The following is a 15,573-nucleotide window of genomic DNA, read 5'->3' as shown; positions in this document are numbered from 1 at the left end:
GGGCCCCCGCCCACTGCACGGGGGCCCGCCGCCCCACACGCGCATCGGAGCGACGGCGGGCTGCCAGACGCGGATCACGAACCTCACCGGGACACCGGTCTCAGGGTTCGGGCGCGCTCGCCGTCGCGTCGCGGCACAGCAGCCGCAGCGAGTCGTGTCCCGGAAGCCGACGGCAAGTCTCATGCCGTCGTCCTGCCTGTTGCGCCGTTGACCGATCTGCCCCTTTCAGTTGATTCGTTCTGTGTCGCGAGCCTCAGGTGTAACACTTCCGGCCGAGTTTGCTCTGTTCAAGCGGGCGACTGTTCCGGTCGGCCAGGAAATTAAGGAGCACGACTCGTGCAGTGGACGGACGAAAGCGGCAGAGCGTACGGCGAGGATCCGTACGGCGGCGCCGGGTCCGCGTATGCCTTCGGTGACGGGTACAGCGGCAGCGCCACCACGGACACGGCTGCAATGCCCTGGGCCCCTGGACAACTCGCGCAGGAGACACACCCGACGAGCGATGCCCATGCGGGGACGGACTCCCGCGCCAGCTGGCCGCATCTCTACGTCGTCGCGACGGATCCCTACGCCGCCGGGCCGGACCCCGCCACGACGCTGGGGGAGTTTCCCCATGGCGATGTCCTCACCGTGCCGCCTGTGGAACGCGACCCGTCCGACCCTCTCACGCCAGGACCCGACACGGCGCAGAGCGAGTCGGTGCGGCCGGTCTTCGTCGATTCCTCGGGGCGTCGGCAGCGCCGCGTGCGGCGCGCCGCACGGCTGCTGGTGATCCCCGCTGCCGGCTATGTCGCTCTGCTGATCAGCGCTGTGCTGGGCGGCCCCAGCCTGAGTGCCCCATTCGTGCCGCAGCCGGACACCCCGCACCCGTCCACACCCCACACGTCCGCACCCGATGCCTCCCCTGGTACGGGCCACTCCGCAGGGAGCTCTACGGCGGCACAGAAGAACTCCACCCCTACGGCGGCGCAGACGACCTCCGGTTCCACCGATCGCTCGACAGCCTCTGCCACCTCTGCGGCCACACCCGTGCCCACCTCGGCCACCGGCATCGCGTCCCCGACCTCGACGCCGACCGCTGCCCCCACCGCCACTCCCAATCCGACCTCCAGGGGCCGCGCGCTCGGCACGTCCCACAAGCCCGTGAAGTGAACCAAGGCCCTCTGACGTGACCAACCGCCGACGCCGCAACGCCACTCCTCGGCGCAGCACCCACATCCGCCAGATCACCCCGCGCGCTCATTGGCTGCTGCTGAGCGTGCTCGTGGTGACCCTGTCGGCGGCGCTGCTGCTGCAGGGCTACACCCACCACATGTTCCGTATCACCTCGGACGATGTGACCGGCGCCCGCGGCCGGGACGACACGGTGCCCAGCCAGGTGGTGCACGGCGGCCCCGTGATCGCGAACGCCGCCACCTCTGCGCACACCGCCCGGGTGAAGCCCCAAACCATCGCGCTGACCTTCGACGACGGTCCGGACCCCCTCTGGACGCCACGGATCCTGGACGTGTTGCGCCGCAATCACGTGCAGGCGACCTTCTTCGTTGTCGGAACCCAGGTCGTCGCCCACCCGGAACTGGTCCGCCGGATCGTCGCCGACGGCCACCAGATCGGCATCCACACCTTCACCCATCCCGACCTGGCCCACCTCGCTCCGTGGCAGCGTTCCCTGGAGCTCCGCGAGACGCAGCTGGCGGTGGCCGGCGCCGCTGGGGTCACCAGCACGCTGCTCAGGCCGCCGTACTCATCGGAGAACAACGCGCTGGACAATGCCGACTGGTCCGTCCTCAAGCAGGCCGACGCGGCAGGCTACGTCACTGTGCTCTCCACCCAGGACGCCGAGGACTGGCAGCGTCCCGGTGTGGACCGCATCCTCGCCAACGCGACACCGCACGGCCGAGATGGGCAGATCCTGCTCATGCATGACGCCGGCGGTGACCGGTCCCAGACCGTCGCCGCACTGGCCTCCCTCCTGCCACGCCTCAAGGCCCAGGGATTCAAGTTTGCGACGGTCTCCGACGCGGTGGGCATGGCTGCACCCGTTCAGCCCGCCGGGCTCGGCGACCATCTGCAAGGACTGGCCCTGATCAAGGCGCTGCAGGGTGGCGACTGGGCGGTGTGGCTGCTGGGCCTTTTGATGTACGCAGCCGGAGTGATCAGCGTGCTGCGCGCAGCGGTCGTGCTGATCGCCGCCCGGCGGCACCGGCGCCTGCGGACGACGAGCCGAGGCCGGTCCTGGGGGCCCGCGGTGACGGAGCCGGTCACCGTTATCGTCCCCGCGTACAACGAGAGCGCCGGCATCGAGGCGGCCGTGCGATCGCTGCTCGCCTCCACCCATCCAGTCGAGATCATCGTGGTGGACGACGGTTCCACCGACGGCACCGCCGACCTGGTGGAATCGCTCCACCTACCGGTGCGGGTGATCCGTCAGGAGAACGCGGGCAAGCCCGCCGCACTCAACACCGGACTCGCCGCCGCCACCTTCGACCTGGTGGTCATGGTCGACGGCGACACGGTCTTCGAACCCGACACCGTCCACACGATCGTGCAACCCTTCGCCGACCCCCGCGTGGGCGCCGTCTCGGGCAACGCCAAGGTCGTCAACCGCGGCGGCCTGCTGGGCCGCTGGCAGCACATCGAGTACGTGGTCGGGTTCAACCTCGACCGCCGACTGTTCGACCTCGCCGAATGCATGCCGACGGTCCCCGGAGCGGTCGGCGCCTTCCGCCGCCGGGCGCTGCTGGACATCGGCGGCGTCAGTGACGTCACCCTGGCCGAGGACACCGACCTCACCATGGCGCTGTGCCGCGCCGGCTGGCGCGTCGTGTACGAGGAGGGCGCCAAGGCATGGACCGAGGCACCCGCATCGCTCAACGCCCTGTGGCGGCAGCGCTACCGCTGGTGCTACGGGACCCTTCAGGCGATGTGGAAGCACCGCGGCGCCCTGGTGCAGCGCGGCGCCGCAGGAAAGCTCGGCCGCCGAGGCCTGGTCTACCTGTTCCTCTTCCAGGTGCTGCTGCCCCTGCTCGCCCCCGTCGTCGACATCTTCGCCTTGTACGGGCTGATCTTCCTCGACCCGGTTCGGATCATCGGGCTGTGGCTCGCCTTCCTCCTCCTGCAACTCATGATGGGCCTGTACGCGTTCCGCCTGGATCAAGAACGCCCGGGCCCCTTGTGGAGCCTGCCACTGCAGCAGTTCGTCTACCGGCAACTGATGTACCTGGTGGTGATCCAGTCCGTCTTCACCGCCGTGTCAGGCTCACGCCTGCGCTGGCAACGCATGGAACGGTACGGCAGTCTGCAGGCACCCACGGGCGCTCAGCTGTCCCGCACCGGCCACCCTCCGCAGGAGCCCGGCTTTGCGCAACCGACACCGCACGAAGGCCATCCGCAGCCGGCACCGTACGACGCCCTCCGGCAACCGGCGCCCTACGACGGCATTTCGCAGCCCGCACCGCACGAGACACCGCAGTTGTACTGAATTGAGAGAAGTGACGCGGCGATCCTCTGACCTGCGCCTGCCTACTCGATGAGCGGGAAAACCGCTGGTGAGTGGCTGTTTCATGCCCTCGTTCGACAAGTAACACCCCATCTTGCCTGACGGCTACCCCTGGGCGGGAACGCGTTCCGTCGGGAGCCTCCGACCTGGGGTTCTGCCGTTGGTCTCTGTGGCTCGCCTCTCACTGTCGGTCGCCATTGGTCGGCCTCGGCGATCCTCGGACGGCCCAGCCCTGGCGCACCCGACTGGCGGCGGCACCTTCGACATGCCCTGTCTGAACCTCAGCCGACGACAGTCAGCTACGACGGCGGGTGCGCCGACCGACCACGCACGGGTATGCCCCGCTCCGCCCCCACGGGCCTCGGCCACGCCGTCGGTGCCGTCGACCAGAGCAAGCCGTGACGACCGGCCCGTGACGACAGGGCCCTCGGGGTGTTGCGGCCGAGGGTGTCAACGCTCTCGCAAAACCGAACACCCACCAGTCCCGCAGAATTGACCCCCTGGGGTCGTGGGACTCTGTCTGCCCGGCATCATGGGCGTATGGAGGACGATCTCCCGACCGTGTCGGTGCGCCTGTGGCGTGCTGACGCCATCGTGTTGTTCGACTGGCTGATGAGCACGGACCTCGACTCGGTGCCGGTCACCCACCCGGCCCAGAAGCAGGCCCTGGCAGATCTGCTGTCACGGCTGGAGTTCGCCACGGACGCCGATGTGACTGGGGCGACGGCCGAGGATATCGCCGCTGCTCAGAGCGAGGTCGCCCGGGACATGGGCTGGTAGTTCAGCCGTGGTGGGCTCGGTTCTCCTTGGCCAGCAGCTCGCGCCGTTGGCGAGTCCGGTAGGAGTCGCCGGTCAACGTGGGAACCTCGGCGTGGTGGACCAGACGGTCGATCATCGCGGCCGCGACGACGTCGTCAGAGAAGGTCTCTCCCCACCGGCCAAACGATCGGGTGCGGGTGCTGGGCGCCGACCACCCCGACACTCTCACCACCCGGCACAACCTGGCCTCCTGGCGGGGGGAGGCGGGGGATGCGGCGGGCGCTGCTGCCGCTTTCGCCGACCTGCTTGAAGATCGAGTGCGGGTGCTGGGACCCGACCACCCCCACACTTTCACCACCCGGGCAGACCTGGCCTACTGGCGAAGCCGGGCATCTCACGAGCGTGGCACAGATGATCACGCACCCGGTGACATCAATTCTGGGGTTCTGGCTCACTTTCCGTGGAGTGATTACGAAGAGTCAAATCTTCGGAGCCAGGCGGTGGCGGTTTGGATGAGCACGAAGCCGAGGCGAGGTGAGTTCCAGGGCCCGGTTGTCGCGTCCGGCGCTCATATGGTTGAGCCAGCGTTCGTACCAGTCGAGGAAGTCGGTGGCGGAGGAGACATTGGGTCCCCAGTACCCGTCGCTGTTACCGATGAGGACGCGGCCGGTGAGGGGACCGGCCACCGCGATGAGGCATACGTCTGTGCAGCCCATCTCGATGATGTGGAGGAAAAGATCGCGTCCGTGTGCCTTCGGTTCTCTGCCGTCGAAGCCGCGGGGTGTCCCTGGTACTCCGCACGGATTCATGACCATCAGGGAACATCGTTCCAGCGGCATGAGGCCGTAGAACGGCGCCGCGCCTGAGCCGCCGATCTGCGTGAGGAACTGCCGATAGGCGTCGGGCAGGACGATGTCGTGCTCGGCCTCGAACGCAGCGACGCGCGCTTCCGCCAGCTTCGGACCGAGGCGAAACTTGTGTTCCTCTTCCCCAAAGGAGTGACTGCGCAGGGGTTGGAAAGGGATCGCGGCCAGCTTGCGACGCAGGCGGGGTATGCGGGGATCCATCGTGCTCTTCTCTCGTCCCCGTCACCCTACGAGTGGCTGTGGTCAGATGGCCAGAAGAACCCTCTTCCGCAGGAGAGCGCAGCCGGCCCGGCCGAACATCTGGCGCTTGAGCATCTTGATCCGGTTGACGTGTCCCTCGACGACGCCGGAGTTCCAGGGCAGGGTGAGTCCGGCGATGACGGCATCGCGGTCACGTTCGATGCCCGCGGCGAGGGTGTGGAGGCTGGGGAGGTCGTCGCGCCGGACGGCATCAAGCCACTGCGGCAGCCGTTCGCCCTGGCGCTCGGTGAGCATCTGGGCGAAGGACCGGACATGAGTGGTGAGGGCGTCGAGTTCGGGGCAGTGGACCAGGACAGCCTTGAGTCGAAAACGGTCGATCTCTGGGAGGGTCTCGGGGCGCCGGAGAATCCAGCCGGCGACGACGCGGGGTGACGGTGGCCGAGCTGTGATCGGGTTGGGAGAGGTCCGCTTCTCCCGGAAGTAGGCGCGAACGCGCTGGTAGCTGCCCTGATAGCCGAGTGGCACGATCTCCTCCCACACCGTCCAGGCGTTGGTGCAGCCCTGGTTCCAGCGGTCATCCAGGTAGGGCTTGAACGCGTCCAGCTTGGATGGCCGCCCCTGCCACTGCCCGTGGAAGAGGTCCTCCGGGGTGGCTGCGTCGGCGAAGAGCTTGACGGTGCGGGAGGTCATGCGGAGCTGGCGGCCGATCGCCCTCCGGCTGAGCCCGGCCGCCAGCAGTTCGCGGACGGCCGCGTGCTTGTCCCGGGTGCGGTCAGCGAAGCGGTGTCCCCTTGGCCAGGGCGAGTCGGAGGAGTCTTCGAGTTTCTTCTGCTCGGGGGCAGGCTGGGCTGGATCCGGCGCCAGGACCCGCAGGCATCCGCGGTGGTCTGCGACGCATCGCTCGGCGGCCTCGCTCAGGTTGTGCCAAAGGTGCCACCGGTCCGCGACCTGCACCGCTTGTGGTGCCCCGGTCGTGGCGCCTTCGGTGAAGAACGGTGCCCGGTCGCGGCAGACCACCTCCGCCCCGGGCCGTTTCACGAGCCAAGCGGCCAGGCTGGAAGCCTCCCGGTCGGGCAGCAAATCGACTGGACGCCAGCTTTCGACGTCGACCAGGACAGTCCCGTAGTGACGCCCTTTGCGGGTCGCGTACTCATCGACGCCGACGACCCGTGGGGCAGGAACCTCGGGGTCAGGCAACGCTTCGACCAGCCGCAGCATCGTGCTGCGGCTCACCGAAACGCCGATCACGCTCGCCAAGCGGGCACCGGCACGGCCGGCGAGCGCGAGCCCGACCGCGGCCAGCGTCGACCGCAGCTGCTCGGTCCGCCGGCCGTACCGACGTGTCAGCCCTGGCAGCTGTTCGGCGAAGGTCCGCTGCCCGCACGATGTGACCGGACAGAGGAATCTGCGGACATACAAACAGAGAGCGACCCGTCTGCCACCGCTGGGCACATACGCGGGAAAGCGCAGGTAGGAACTGTGAACCCGCCGTGACCAGCTTCCGCATTCGGGACAGACGGCCTCAGCCACCGCGCTTCGCGCCTCGATGCGTACCGTCTCGTCGTTCACGTCAACCGGTTCTGGCTCGCTGTCCGTGAGGCGGTCACACACTGTTCAGTGAAGTCGGTCGCTGAGATGATCACTGCTCGTCCACAGCTGAGGATTCGGGGCCCAGATGAGTAGCTGGTCGGCAGAGGTAGATGAGGTGTTGGAGGCGTCGGGATGGACGCCTGGACGGAGGGTGGACACGGTCCGCTGGCGATCCATGTTCGAAGCAGTCGGCCTCGCCATGCACGACGCTGCGGAAGCCTTCCTGCGAGAGTTCGGCGGTTTGACTGTGAACGTCAGCGGACCAGGGATCAGCTGTGCACGCACGCCGTTCGAGCTGGACCCCGAGCTGGCCTGGGGCGAGGATGACCGGTTCACGGAGTGGGGCGAAGAGATCGGGCGCCATCTTTACCCGCTCGGCGAGCTGGACCACGGCCGGTTCTTCCTGGGCATCGATGAAGTGGGCGTGATCTATCTCGTCGCGAGCTGGGTTGCCAGCTTCGGACCGATGCCTCAGGCCATGGAGAACTTGGTTCTCGGCGTGGCTCCTCGCCGAATCGATGAGGGGTACGAGCGAGCGGGACAGCTGTCCTGACGCGTCGGTCACCTGTAGAGCAGTACTCGCTTTCGGAGGAGCAGGAATCCGGCTCGGCCGAACATCTGCCGTTTGAGCATCTTGATCCGGTTGACGTGCCCCTCTACGACGCCCGAGTTCCAGGGCAGGGGGAGACCGGCGATGACAGCGTCACGGTCGCGGTCGATGCCGGCGGCGAGGGTGTGGAGGCCGGGCAGGTTGTCGTTGCGGACGGCGTCGAGCCACTCGCGCAGCCGCTGGCCTTGTCGCGCGGTGAGGATCTCGGCGAAGGACCGGACGTGTCCGGTGAGTGCATCCAGTTCGGGGCAGTGGACCAGGACGGCCTTGAGGCGGAGCTGTTCAGCCTCGGTGAGGGTGTCGGGACGGCGGAGGATCCAGCCAGCGACCGTGCGAGGTGAAGGCGGCGGTGCGGTGACTGGATCTGTCGAGAGACGCTTGGTGCGGAAGTAGGCGCGAACTCGTTGGTAACTGCCCTTGTAGCCGAGCGGCACGATCTCCTCCCATGCCTTCCAGGCGTTGGTGCAGCCTTGGTTCCAACGATCATCCAGGTAGGGCTTGTACTCATCGAGTACGGAAGGGCGCCCCTGCCATTGGCCGCGGAAGAGATCCTCGGGTGCGGTGGCGTCGGCGAGGAGTTTGACGGTGCGGTACGTCATGCCGAGTTGGCGTTGGATCGCGCGGCGGCTGTGATCGGAGGCGAGCAGCGCGTGGGCGGCCGCATGATTGGCCCGGGTCCGGTCGGCGAACCGGTGGCCGGTGGGCCACGGCGAGCCAGAACTGTCCGTGGGGGCATCGGGCTCCTCAATCGGGCGGGGTGGCTCGGGCGCCCTGCCTCGTAGGCAAGCTCGGTGATCGGCGACGCACCGTTCAGCGGCCTCGCCGAGGTTGTGCCAAAGATGCCACCGGTCAGCGACCTGGACCGCCTGAGGTGCCCCGGTTGTGGCACCTTCCGCGAAGAACGGAGCTCGATCCCGGCAGACGACCTCGATTCCGGGGCGCTTCGCCAGCCACTTGGCCAGGGTGGACGCCTCCCGGTCGGGCAACAGATCAACCGGCCGTCGGGTCTCGACATCGACCAGAACCGTTCCGTAGACGCGGCCCTTGCGCATGGCGTACTCATCGACGCCGACCACCCGCGGTACCGGCGTCTCCGGGTCAGACAACGCGTCGAGCAACCGCAACACCGCGCTGCGGCTGACGGACACCCCGAAGGCCCGTGCCATCCGGGCGCCGGCCCGGCCAGCGAGGGCGAGACCGACCGCAGCAAGCGTCGAACGCAGCCGCTCGGTCCACCTGCTGTGCCTCCGGGTCAGCCCTGACATCTGCTCAGCGAACGTCCGCCGTCCGCATGAACCGTCCGGACAGAAGAACCTGCGGACCCGAAGGCAGAGGACCACCCGCCGTCCCGCACTGGGTACGTCGGCTGGAAACCGCAGGTAGGAGCTGTGTATTCGACTCGATCGGCTCCCACAGTCAGGACACGCTGCCCCAGCCGCCGTACTTCGGGCCCCGATGTTTATCGCCTCGTCGCTCACGTCCACTGATAGCACCGCAACGTCTGCGATGGACGGGAACAGCAGCTCCTCCAGCCGAAGCACCACTTCTTCCACGGGCCGAACTGTCAGCCACACCCCACCCGGTACGGGCCATTTTTGGGCAACTTCCCCAGGGACCCACTCACCCGACAATCGTCACTCAGCGTGCAAGCTCCACGGAGAGTGAGCCAGAACCATCTCTCGTGAACATTCCGAGGCCCAGTGATCACCAACTGACGCCCAAACCGGCAGACAAACGCTGCCGCTGAACGTGAACAAAGCCAGCCGGACCGTGCCCGGCTTTGATGTCGTCGTGCAGCGGTCAGCCCGTGCGCCTCCTGAATGCTGGCGGCCGCCTGAAGCCGATGGAGGGCGTCGATGACCCAGGTCGGTTCGCGGGTCAGGGAGTCACGGTCACGATGATTTTGCCGATCTGGGAGCCGGAGTCGAGACGGCGGTGGGCCCCGACGATGTCCTCCAGCGGGAAGACGGTGTCGATGACGGGTCGCAGGGTCTTGCGGGCAAGGCCGTCAAGGATCCGGTTCACGGCGGCTGTGCGGCGTTCGACGTCGGTGGTGAGCTCGAAGACCTTGTATCCCCTGATGGTCAGGCTCTTGCCAATCAGCCCCATCACCGGCACCGTCGTGGCCTCGGTGCTCAGCGCTCCATAGATGATCACGGTTCCGCCGGGCGCAGCGGCGCGGATGAGGCCCGCCAGGGCAGGTCCTCCCACGGGGTCGAAGATGACGCGGGCGCCGTGGCCGTTGGTGAGTTCGTTCACGCGGGTGACCACGTCTTCCTCATCCGTGACGATCACCGCCTCGGCGCCTTCGTCCAGGAGCCGCCGGCGCTTGGCGCTGGTGCGGGTCAGTGCCACGGGCCGGGCTCCCACGCTGCGGGCGATCTGGATCGCGGCCAGCCCGACACTGCTGGAGGCGGCCGGGATGAGCACCGTGTCACCGGCCTTCAGGTTCGCGGTCTCGATGAGGGCGCCGTAGGCGGTCAGGTATGGGCCCCACAGGGCCGCGGCCTGCTCCCAGGACAGTGTGCCGGGGTGCTTGACCACGGCGGTGGCGGGGGCGATGGCCAGTTCGCCGTGTATGGGGTAGGTGGTCGGCGCGAAGGAGGGGATCAGGCTGACGGCATCGCCGAGGGTGAGGCCTTCGACGTCCGGGCCGATGGAGTCGACCTCACCGGAGGCCTCCCATCCGATGCCGGAGGGAAGCTCGACGAGGTCGTTGGTGCGGAGCATGGCATCTGCTCGGTTCAGCCCGAGGGCCCTGGTGCGGATGCGAATCTCGCCTGGTCCGGGTTCGCGGACCTCGATGTCGTCGAGGGCCAGGACCTCGGGGCCGCCTGTGGTGTGAAATCGGATGGTCTTGCTCATGTGAGTGCTCCTGCCTTTCAAGTCTTTGGGAAACGAGGGAAGAAGTGGCTCAGGTACGCCAATCGGCCGCTACCCAGTGATCTCGGGCACCTTGTCGAGCGTCGCCGGAGCGGCGCTCCCGTCCGCCTGCGCGGTCGCCCTTCGGCGCCCCAACGTTGCGGACAGGGCGGTGAGCAGGCCGACGGCCGCGAGCACGGTGACGGTGATCATGGCGGGGGTGAAACCGGCGAGCAGCGCGACCGGCCCGCTCCTGCCGTGGTTTCCCGCGGTGAGGACCGCGGTGACGATGGCGAGGCCGATCGCCCCGCCGATCTGCATCGAGGTGTTCAGCAGGCCGCCGGCCAGGCCCTGCTCGTGGTCGGGGATTCCCGAGGTGCCCTCGATCTGGAAGGGTGCGAACGCGAGTGTCATGCCGATGCTGAGCAGGAGCATGCTGGGCAGCACGCCGACGGCGTAGGGGTGGTCTCGGGCGATGGCCAGAAGAAGCGCGTAGGCGGCCACGTGCGTGACGACGCCGGCGATGATGCTGCGCGAGGTGCCGAATCGTGCGATCAGGTGCGGGATGCGCGGCCCGGCGAGGGTGACGATGGCGGCGGCGGGAAGGAAGCCGAACGCGGTCTGCAGTGCCGACCACTGCAGCACCTGCTGGAAGTACAGCGTCATCACGAACTGGAAGCCGACGTAGGCGCCGAAGAATACTGACAGGCCCAGGTTGGCACGCACCAGGGAACTGGAGCGCAGGATGCCCAGACGGATCAGCGGCTGCGCGCCGCGGAGCTCGATCACCACGAAGGCGGCCAGCAGTGCGGCTGCGAGCACGAACTGCACCAGCGTGCTCGCCGTGGTCCAGCCCTTCTGCGGTGCTTCGACGACGACGTAGACGAGCATCAGCATTCCGGCGACCAGGGTGAGTGCGCCGGGCAGGTCGTAGCTGCCGACGGTGCGTGGGCCGTCCTTGGGCAGGACGCGGATGGCCGCGGTCAGGGCGATCAGGGCCACGGGCACCGGGAGGAGGAATGTCCAGCGCCAGCCGAGCTCGGTCAGTGCACCGGACAGCACCAGGCCGCTTGAGAAGCCGCTGGCACCCATGAGGGTGTAGATCCCGATCGCCTTGTTACGCGCCGGCCCCTCGGCGAAGGTGGTCGTGATGATGGACAACGCCGCGGGCAGGGTGAACGCCGCCGAGACGCCCTTGAGGAGACGGGCGGCGATCAGGAGGTTCCCGTCGTCGACCAGGCCGCCGGCCAGCGAGGTCAGGGCGAAGACGGCGACCGCCGTCAGGAAGACGCGGCGGCGGCCGAGGATGTCGGCGGCACGTCCGCCCAGGAGCAGAAAGCCGCCGTAGCCGAGGACGTAACCGCTGACGATCCACTGCAGTGCGCTGGTGGACAGGCCGAGGTCGGCCTGGATCGAGGGCAGGGCGACACCCACCATGTTCACGTCCAGGGCGTCGAGGAACCCGACGATCGAGACGGTGAGCAGGATCGCCCACAGCCGCGCGTTCCATGCGAGCGAGGACGAGGTCAGCGGCGACGGTGCGGAAGGACTCATGCCGACACGCTTGCATGCAGACGCATGAAATGCAAACGCATCTAATGTTTGCGCATTAAATGCAAGTGGGTGGTATGGTCTCCCCATGGACGTGGATGGCGGGGAGCAACTGGTGAAGGAGTGGCACGATCTCCTGAGTCGGCATGCCGTGGTGCTTCAGACCCTTGAGCGCGAACTGCAGGCACGACACGGCATCGGGGTCAGCGAATTCGAAGCCCTCGAAGCCCTCGCCTGCGCCGAGAACAGCCAGTGCCGCGCACAGGACATCACCGACGTCGTGCACCTGAGCCAGAGTGCCGCGAGCCGGCTGATCGCACGCATGGAACGCAACGGCCTCCTCGAGCGCGCGATATGCGAAGCCGACCGTCGCGGGATCCTCGCCGTCCTCACCGAGGAAGGCCGCCAGCGCCACCTTGAAGCTCAGCCCACGCACCGCTCCGTGCTCGCCAGAACGCTGCGAGGCGCGGGCTGAGCCCTGCTCCGGCACCAGGAATATGGTTGCCGCCGGTCAGCAGGACGTGCTCGAGACCACGGCTGCCACGTGGGCGTCCTTGTGAGTGTCGACACCCAGGACGACCTCACGATGGCAGTCATGGTGAAAACGGATCGGCTGGGCCATGCTGGCACTGGTCATCGGTCTCCTGCCATCGAATCGGAGCTAGTGGCCGTCGCAGGGCCGGCAGGGTGGTCAGGACTGTGACGGTGCCTGTCGCGAAGGCCCCTATCGGGACACACCAGCCGGCCTGGCGGCAGCAAGTGCCGTCCCGGACAGTGGCCGACAGATCAAGACTCAGGACAAGACGGTCAGTCGTATCGCGGGTCAGGCCACCGCCGAGACGGCACCGCCATCCTCACAGTCGTATCTGGTGGCGATGCCGCGGAAGCCTTTGAGTCGGTTGAAGCAGCGCTCGATGACGTTTCGCCGACGGTAGTTCTGCTGGTCGAATGCGGGTGGCCGGCCTCCGCGGTGGTGACGGTCGTGACGGTGACGCTTTTTAGTCGTTCTTTTTCGGGACGGTGCAGGCGATTCCGCGTTTGCGCAGGTAGGCGCGGAAACCGCGGGAGCTGTAGGCCTGTCTTGTCGGCGACGACCTGGTCGGGTCTGCAACGGGGTCGGCCAAGTCTGATGCGCGGGACGCGAATGCGTTCCAGGAGGGGACGCGCGCAGATGCTGTCGTGGCGTTGGCCGGGTGTCAGCAGGACGGCCAGGGGCCTGCCGCGGCCGTCGCAGGCGAGGTGGATTTTGGTGGTCGGTCCGCCTCGGGATCGGCCGAGGGCGTGATCGTCCGGTTCGTCCGGCCGGTGGATCCCCCTTTTCGGCCGGTGGCGGCCGAGTGCTGGTGGGTGCGGACGATGGTGGAGTCGATCTGGACGAGCCAGTCGATGTCGCCGACAGCGTCCGCGCCGGCCGGGATCTGCTGGAGTGCCTGGGTGAACACGCCGTCGAACGCATAGCGGCGAAAGCGGGTGTAGACCGTCCTTAAGAATATGAAGCGGTCCGGGAGGGCCGGGTGTGGCTGGTAGACCGTTGCCGTTGATGACCTGCCGGTCTGGCACTCGCGGTCGTCCCGTCGCGGCACGCGGTATGAGCGGAGCAAGTAACTCCCACTCCAGGTCGGTGAGTTCATGGCGGCGTATCACCCGACCATGATCCCCCACCTGGTGATCTTTGAAGACGGACCCCAGTTCGTCCGACCTGTCCTGGACGCCGACGACAGTTGTGCCCAGACACCACCCATGCCGACCCGTCCGCGGTACCCGCACGCCACAGAGCTGCCCAGCACAGCAGCCTTCCTGAACCACACCGCCGTCTACGCCACCGACCAGCGCCTGTCCGCCGAGTTCATCGCCGCGTTCCTCAGGGCGGAGGCCGACGCGGCGCGCTGTTCGGGCCGCACCTGCTCGTCGACCTCGGCAACGGGGTCACGCTCGACTACTACGAGAAGCGGGACAAGCCGATCCAGTCGCACATGGAGATCATGACCCGGCCTTACGTCCGGCCCTGGCGCGGACGGGGGGCGGTCCCGGCCGGGCGGCTCACCCGGCCGGGACCGCGTCTGGCAGACCGAGCGAGGTGGCGGCGTGACGCCACACGGACGCGAGCGCCCCCTCCAGGGTGACCATGGGATCGCGCAGCATCAGGCGGATGCCGTAACCGTCGCTCAGGGACAGTACGAGCGTGGCGAGTTCGTCCACGTCGGTCGGCGTGAACTCACCCGACTCGATGCCCCGCCGCACCGCGCCGCTCACCCACGCGTGCAGCTCGGCGTACAGGTCCACGGCGAACACCCGGGTCGACTCGTCGCGCAGCGCCCGGACCCACAGCTCCTGCCACAGCCGCCAGTCCTGGTGCAACACGGGATCGGTCGGCAGCAGGCTGCGCAGGATGCGCGCCAGGACGACCGCCGCCGGTGCCGTCTCCGCGTCGCGCTCCACGTCCACGGCCGTGCTGGCGAAGGAGTGGGCCATCGCTTCCGTGAACAGCTTCTCGCGCGTGTCGAAGTGGTAGTGCAGCAGCGCGGTCGACACGCCGGCCTGCTCCGCGACCATGCGCATGCGGATCTTCTCGAAGCCGATCTCGGCGATGGCCTCGCACGCCGCGGTCAGGATGCGCTCGCGCGTCTCCGCCGTGCGCACCTTGCTGGACACTCTGCGACTCCCCTCGTCCGGCGGTCGTACACCGCCGCCATTGTCCCTCACGTCCGCTCGGCCCGCGCCGCCGCCTCGGGCGCGGATCGCGCCTCGTACGTGTGGAAGCCGCGGCCCGACTTGCGGCCCAATAGACCGGCCTCCACCATCCGGGACAGCAGCGGGGGCGGGGAGTACGTGGGGTCCCGGAACTCGGCGTAGAGCGACTCGGCGATGGCCCGGGTGGTGTCCAGACCGATGAGGTCTGTCAGCGCCAGCGGCCCGAGCGGGTGCGCACAGCCGAGGACCATGCCGCGGTCGACGTCCTCGACGCTCGCGACGCCCGACTCGACCATGCGGATCGCGGCCAGCAGGTACGGGACGAGCAGCGCGTTCACCACGAAGCCCGCCCGGTCCCGGGTGCGGATGACCTCCTTGCCGAGCGTGCCCGTCACGAAGGCCTCGGCCCGGTCCGCGGTGTCGGCCGAGGTGAGCAGCGACGGGACGAGTTCGACCAGCCGCAGCACCGGCACCGGGTTGAAGAAGTGGACGCCGAGGACCCGCTCGGGCCGGCCCGTCGCCGCGGCGAGCTGCACGACCGGGATCGACGAGGTGTTGGTCGCGAGGACGGCGCGTTCGCCGGTGACGACCGTATCGAGCCGGGTGAACACGTCGAGCTTGAGCCGCTCGTCCTCCGCCACCGCCTCGATCACCAGATCCCGGTCGTGCAGGGCCTCGAACTGGTCGGCCACGGTGATCAGCACGGCGGCGGCCTCGCGCCGCTCGGCCGTGAGCCTGCCGTGCGCGACGGCCTTGTCGAGGGAGCGGCCGATGCGCCGCCGGCCCGCGCGGGCCGCTTCGGCGTCGCGTTCCACGACCGTCACCGGCAGGCCGGCGCGCGCGCAGACCTCGGCGATGCCGGCCCCCATCAGGCCGCAGCCGACGACCCCCACGCGTTCGATGTCGGTCATCCGTTGTCCTTCCTGCGTCGAAGGTCCCCGGCG

At 68.3% G+C, this 15,573-nt stretch carries 15 protein-coding genes and 2 pseudogenes; 7 read left to right on the top strand and 10 right to left on the bottom strand.

Annotated elements, in window-relative coordinates:
• Window positions 1-336: 336 nt before the first annotated feature.
• The 3 genes from ABT085_RS31455 (at window position 337) to ABT085_RS31445 (ending at window position 4,279) form a co-directional block, all read left to right on the top strand.
• Window positions 337-1,152 (top strand): hypothetical protein, encoded by an 816-nt coding sequence (locus tag ABT085_RS31455; protein WP_351615460.1) that lies wholly within the window; start codon window positions 337-339, stop codon window positions 1,150-1,152.
• Between the two features lie 16 nt (window positions 1,153-1,168).
• Window positions 1,169-3,481 (top strand): glycosyltransferase, encoded by a 2,313-nt coding sequence (locus ABT085_RS31450; protein WP_351615457.1) that lies wholly within the window; start codon window positions 1,169-1,171, stop codon window positions 3,479-3,481.
• Between the two features lie 558 nt (window positions 3,482-4,039).
• A complete protein-coding gene (locus tag ABT085_RS31445) occupies window positions 4,040-4,279 on the top strand; it encodes a hypothetical protein (RefSeq protein WP_351615455.1) in 240 nt (79 codons plus the stop codon).
• 1 nt (window position 4,280) lies between these two features.
• Here the strand turns inward: ABT085_RS31445 and ABT085_RS31440 are convergent, their stop codons facing one another.
• Window positions 4,281-4,481: an ATP-binding protein gene (locus ABT085_RS31440; protein ID WP_351615467.1), complete on the bottom strand. Its 201-nt coding sequence runs from the start codon at window positions 4,479-4,481 to the stop codon at window positions 4,281-4,283.
• Here ABT085_RS31440 and ABT085_RS31435 point away from each other — a divergent pair.
• Window positions 4,450-4,593 (top strand): annotated as a pseudogene (locus ABT085_RS31435) (tetratricopeptide repeat protein); the annotation flags it as partial. The gene ABT085_RS31440 and the pseudogene ABT085_RS31435 sit on opposite strands and share 32 nt — an antisense overlap.
• A 144-nt stretch (window positions 4,594-4,737) precedes the next feature.
• On the opposite strand, the gene ABT085_RS31430 reads toward ABT085_RS31435, so the two are convergent.
• The gene (locus tag ABT085_RS31430; protein ID WP_351615452.1) at window positions 4,738-5,325 is read right to left on the bottom strand and encodes an SMI1/KNR4 family protein; all 588 of its coding nucleotides are present in this window, start codon (window positions 5,323-5,325) and stop codon (window positions 4,738-4,740) included.
• Window positions 5,326-5,367: 42 nt separating this feature from the next.
• Window positions 5,368-6,936: an ISL3 family transposase gene (locus ABT085_RS31425; protein ID WP_502982843.1), complete on the bottom strand. Its 1,569-nt coding sequence runs from the start codon at window positions 6,934-6,936 to the stop codon at window positions 5,368-5,370.
• Between the two features lie 64 nt (window positions 6,937-7,000).
• Here ABT085_RS31425 and ABT085_RS31420 point away from each other — a divergent pair, with 64 nt between their 5' ends.
• Window positions 7,001-7,468: an SUKH-3 domain-containing protein gene (locus ABT085_RS31420; RefSeq protein WP_351615441.1), complete on the top strand. Its 468-nt coding sequence runs from the start codon at window positions 7,001-7,003 to the stop codon at window positions 7,466-7,468.
• 8 nt (window positions 7,469-7,476) lie between these two features.
• On the opposite strand, the gene ABT085_RS31415 is transcribed toward ABT085_RS31420, so the two are convergent.
• The 3 genes from ABT085_RS31415 to ABT085_RS31405 all read right to left on the bottom strand — a co-directional run bounded on the left by ABT085_RS31415 (window position 7,477) and on the right by ABT085_RS31405 (window position 11,941).
• Entirely contained in the window at window positions 7,477-9,078 is a 1,602-nt protein-coding gene (locus tag ABT085_RS31415) for an ISL3 family transposase (protein ID WP_502982842.1), read from the bottom strand.
• A gap of 325 nt (window positions 9,079-9,403) precedes the next feature.
• On the bottom strand, window positions 9,404-10,390 hold the full coding sequence (locus tag ABT085_RS31410) for a zinc-dependent alcohol dehydrogenase family protein (protein WP_351615438.1): 987 nt from the start codon (window positions 10,388-10,390) through the stop codon (window positions 9,404-9,406).
• Between the two features lie 69 nt (window positions 10,391-10,459).
• Window positions 10,460-11,941 carry an MFS transporter gene (locus tag ABT085_RS31405; RefSeq protein ID WP_351615435.1) on the bottom strand — a complete coding sequence of 494 codons (1,482 nt, stop codon included), beginning with the start codon at window positions 11,939-11,941 and terminating at the stop codon, window positions 10,460-10,462.
• A gap of 85 nt (window positions 11,942-12,026) precedes the next feature.
• Between ABT085_RS31405 and ABT085_RS31400 the strand changes: the two genes are divergently transcribed.
• Window positions 12,027-12,413: a MarR family winged helix-turn-helix transcriptional regulator gene (locus tag ABT085_RS31400; RefSeq protein WP_351615432.1), complete on the top strand. Its 387-nt coding sequence runs from the start codon at window positions 12,027-12,029 to the stop codon at window positions 12,411-12,413.
• 332 nt (window positions 12,414-12,745) lie between these two features.
• Here the strand turns inward: ABT085_RS31400 and ABT085_RS31395 are convergent, their stop codons facing one another.
• Together ABT085_RS31395 and ABT085_RS46790 are read right to left on the bottom strand one after the other, a co-directional pair.
• Window positions 12,746-13,138 carry a hypothetical protein gene (locus ABT085_RS31395; protein ID WP_502982844.1) on the bottom strand — a complete coding sequence of 131 codons (393 nt, stop codon included), beginning with the start codon at window positions 13,136-13,138 and terminating at the stop codon, window positions 12,746-12,748.
• The gene (locus ABT085_RS46790) at window positions 13,135-13,380 is read right to left on the bottom strand and encodes a hypothetical protein (protein WP_502982845.1); all 246 of its coding nucleotides are present in this window, start codon (window positions 13,378-13,380) and stop codon (window positions 13,135-13,137) included. Before ABT085_RS46790 ends, ABT085_RS31395 begins: the two co-directional genes overlap by 4 nt.
• A gap of 298 nt (window positions 13,381-13,678) precedes the next feature.
• On the opposite strand from ABT085_RS46790, the pseudogene ABT085_RS31390 reads away from it, so the two are divergent.
• A pseudogene (locus tag ABT085_RS31390) lies at window positions 13,679-13,905 on the top strand (VOC family protein); the annotation flags it as partial.
• A 73-nt stretch (window positions 13,906-13,978) separates the two neighbouring features.
• Here ABT085_RS31390 and ABT085_RS31385 read toward each other — a convergent pair.
• Window positions 13,979-14,590 (bottom strand): TetR/AcrR family transcriptional regulator, encoded by a 612-nt coding sequence (locus ABT085_RS31385; protein ID WP_351615429.1) that lies wholly within the window; start codon window positions 14,588-14,590, stop codon window positions 13,979-13,981.
• Between the two features lie 47 nt (window positions 14,591-14,637).
• On the bottom strand, window positions 14,638-15,540 hold the full coding sequence (locus tag ABT085_RS31380) for a 3-hydroxybutyryl-CoA dehydrogenase (RefSeq protein ID WP_351615426.1): 903 nt from the start codon (window positions 15,538-15,540) through the stop codon (window positions 14,638-14,640).
• Window positions 15,541-15,573: the final 33 nt, after the last annotated feature.

This window comes from Streptomyces sp. NPDC002265, from assembly GCF_040296125.1.
Taxonomy (GTDB): Bacteria; Actinomycetota; Actinomycetes; order Streptomycetales; family Streptomycetaceae; genus Streptomyces.
This window is presented reverse-complemented; position numbering and strand designations above follow the sequence as displayed.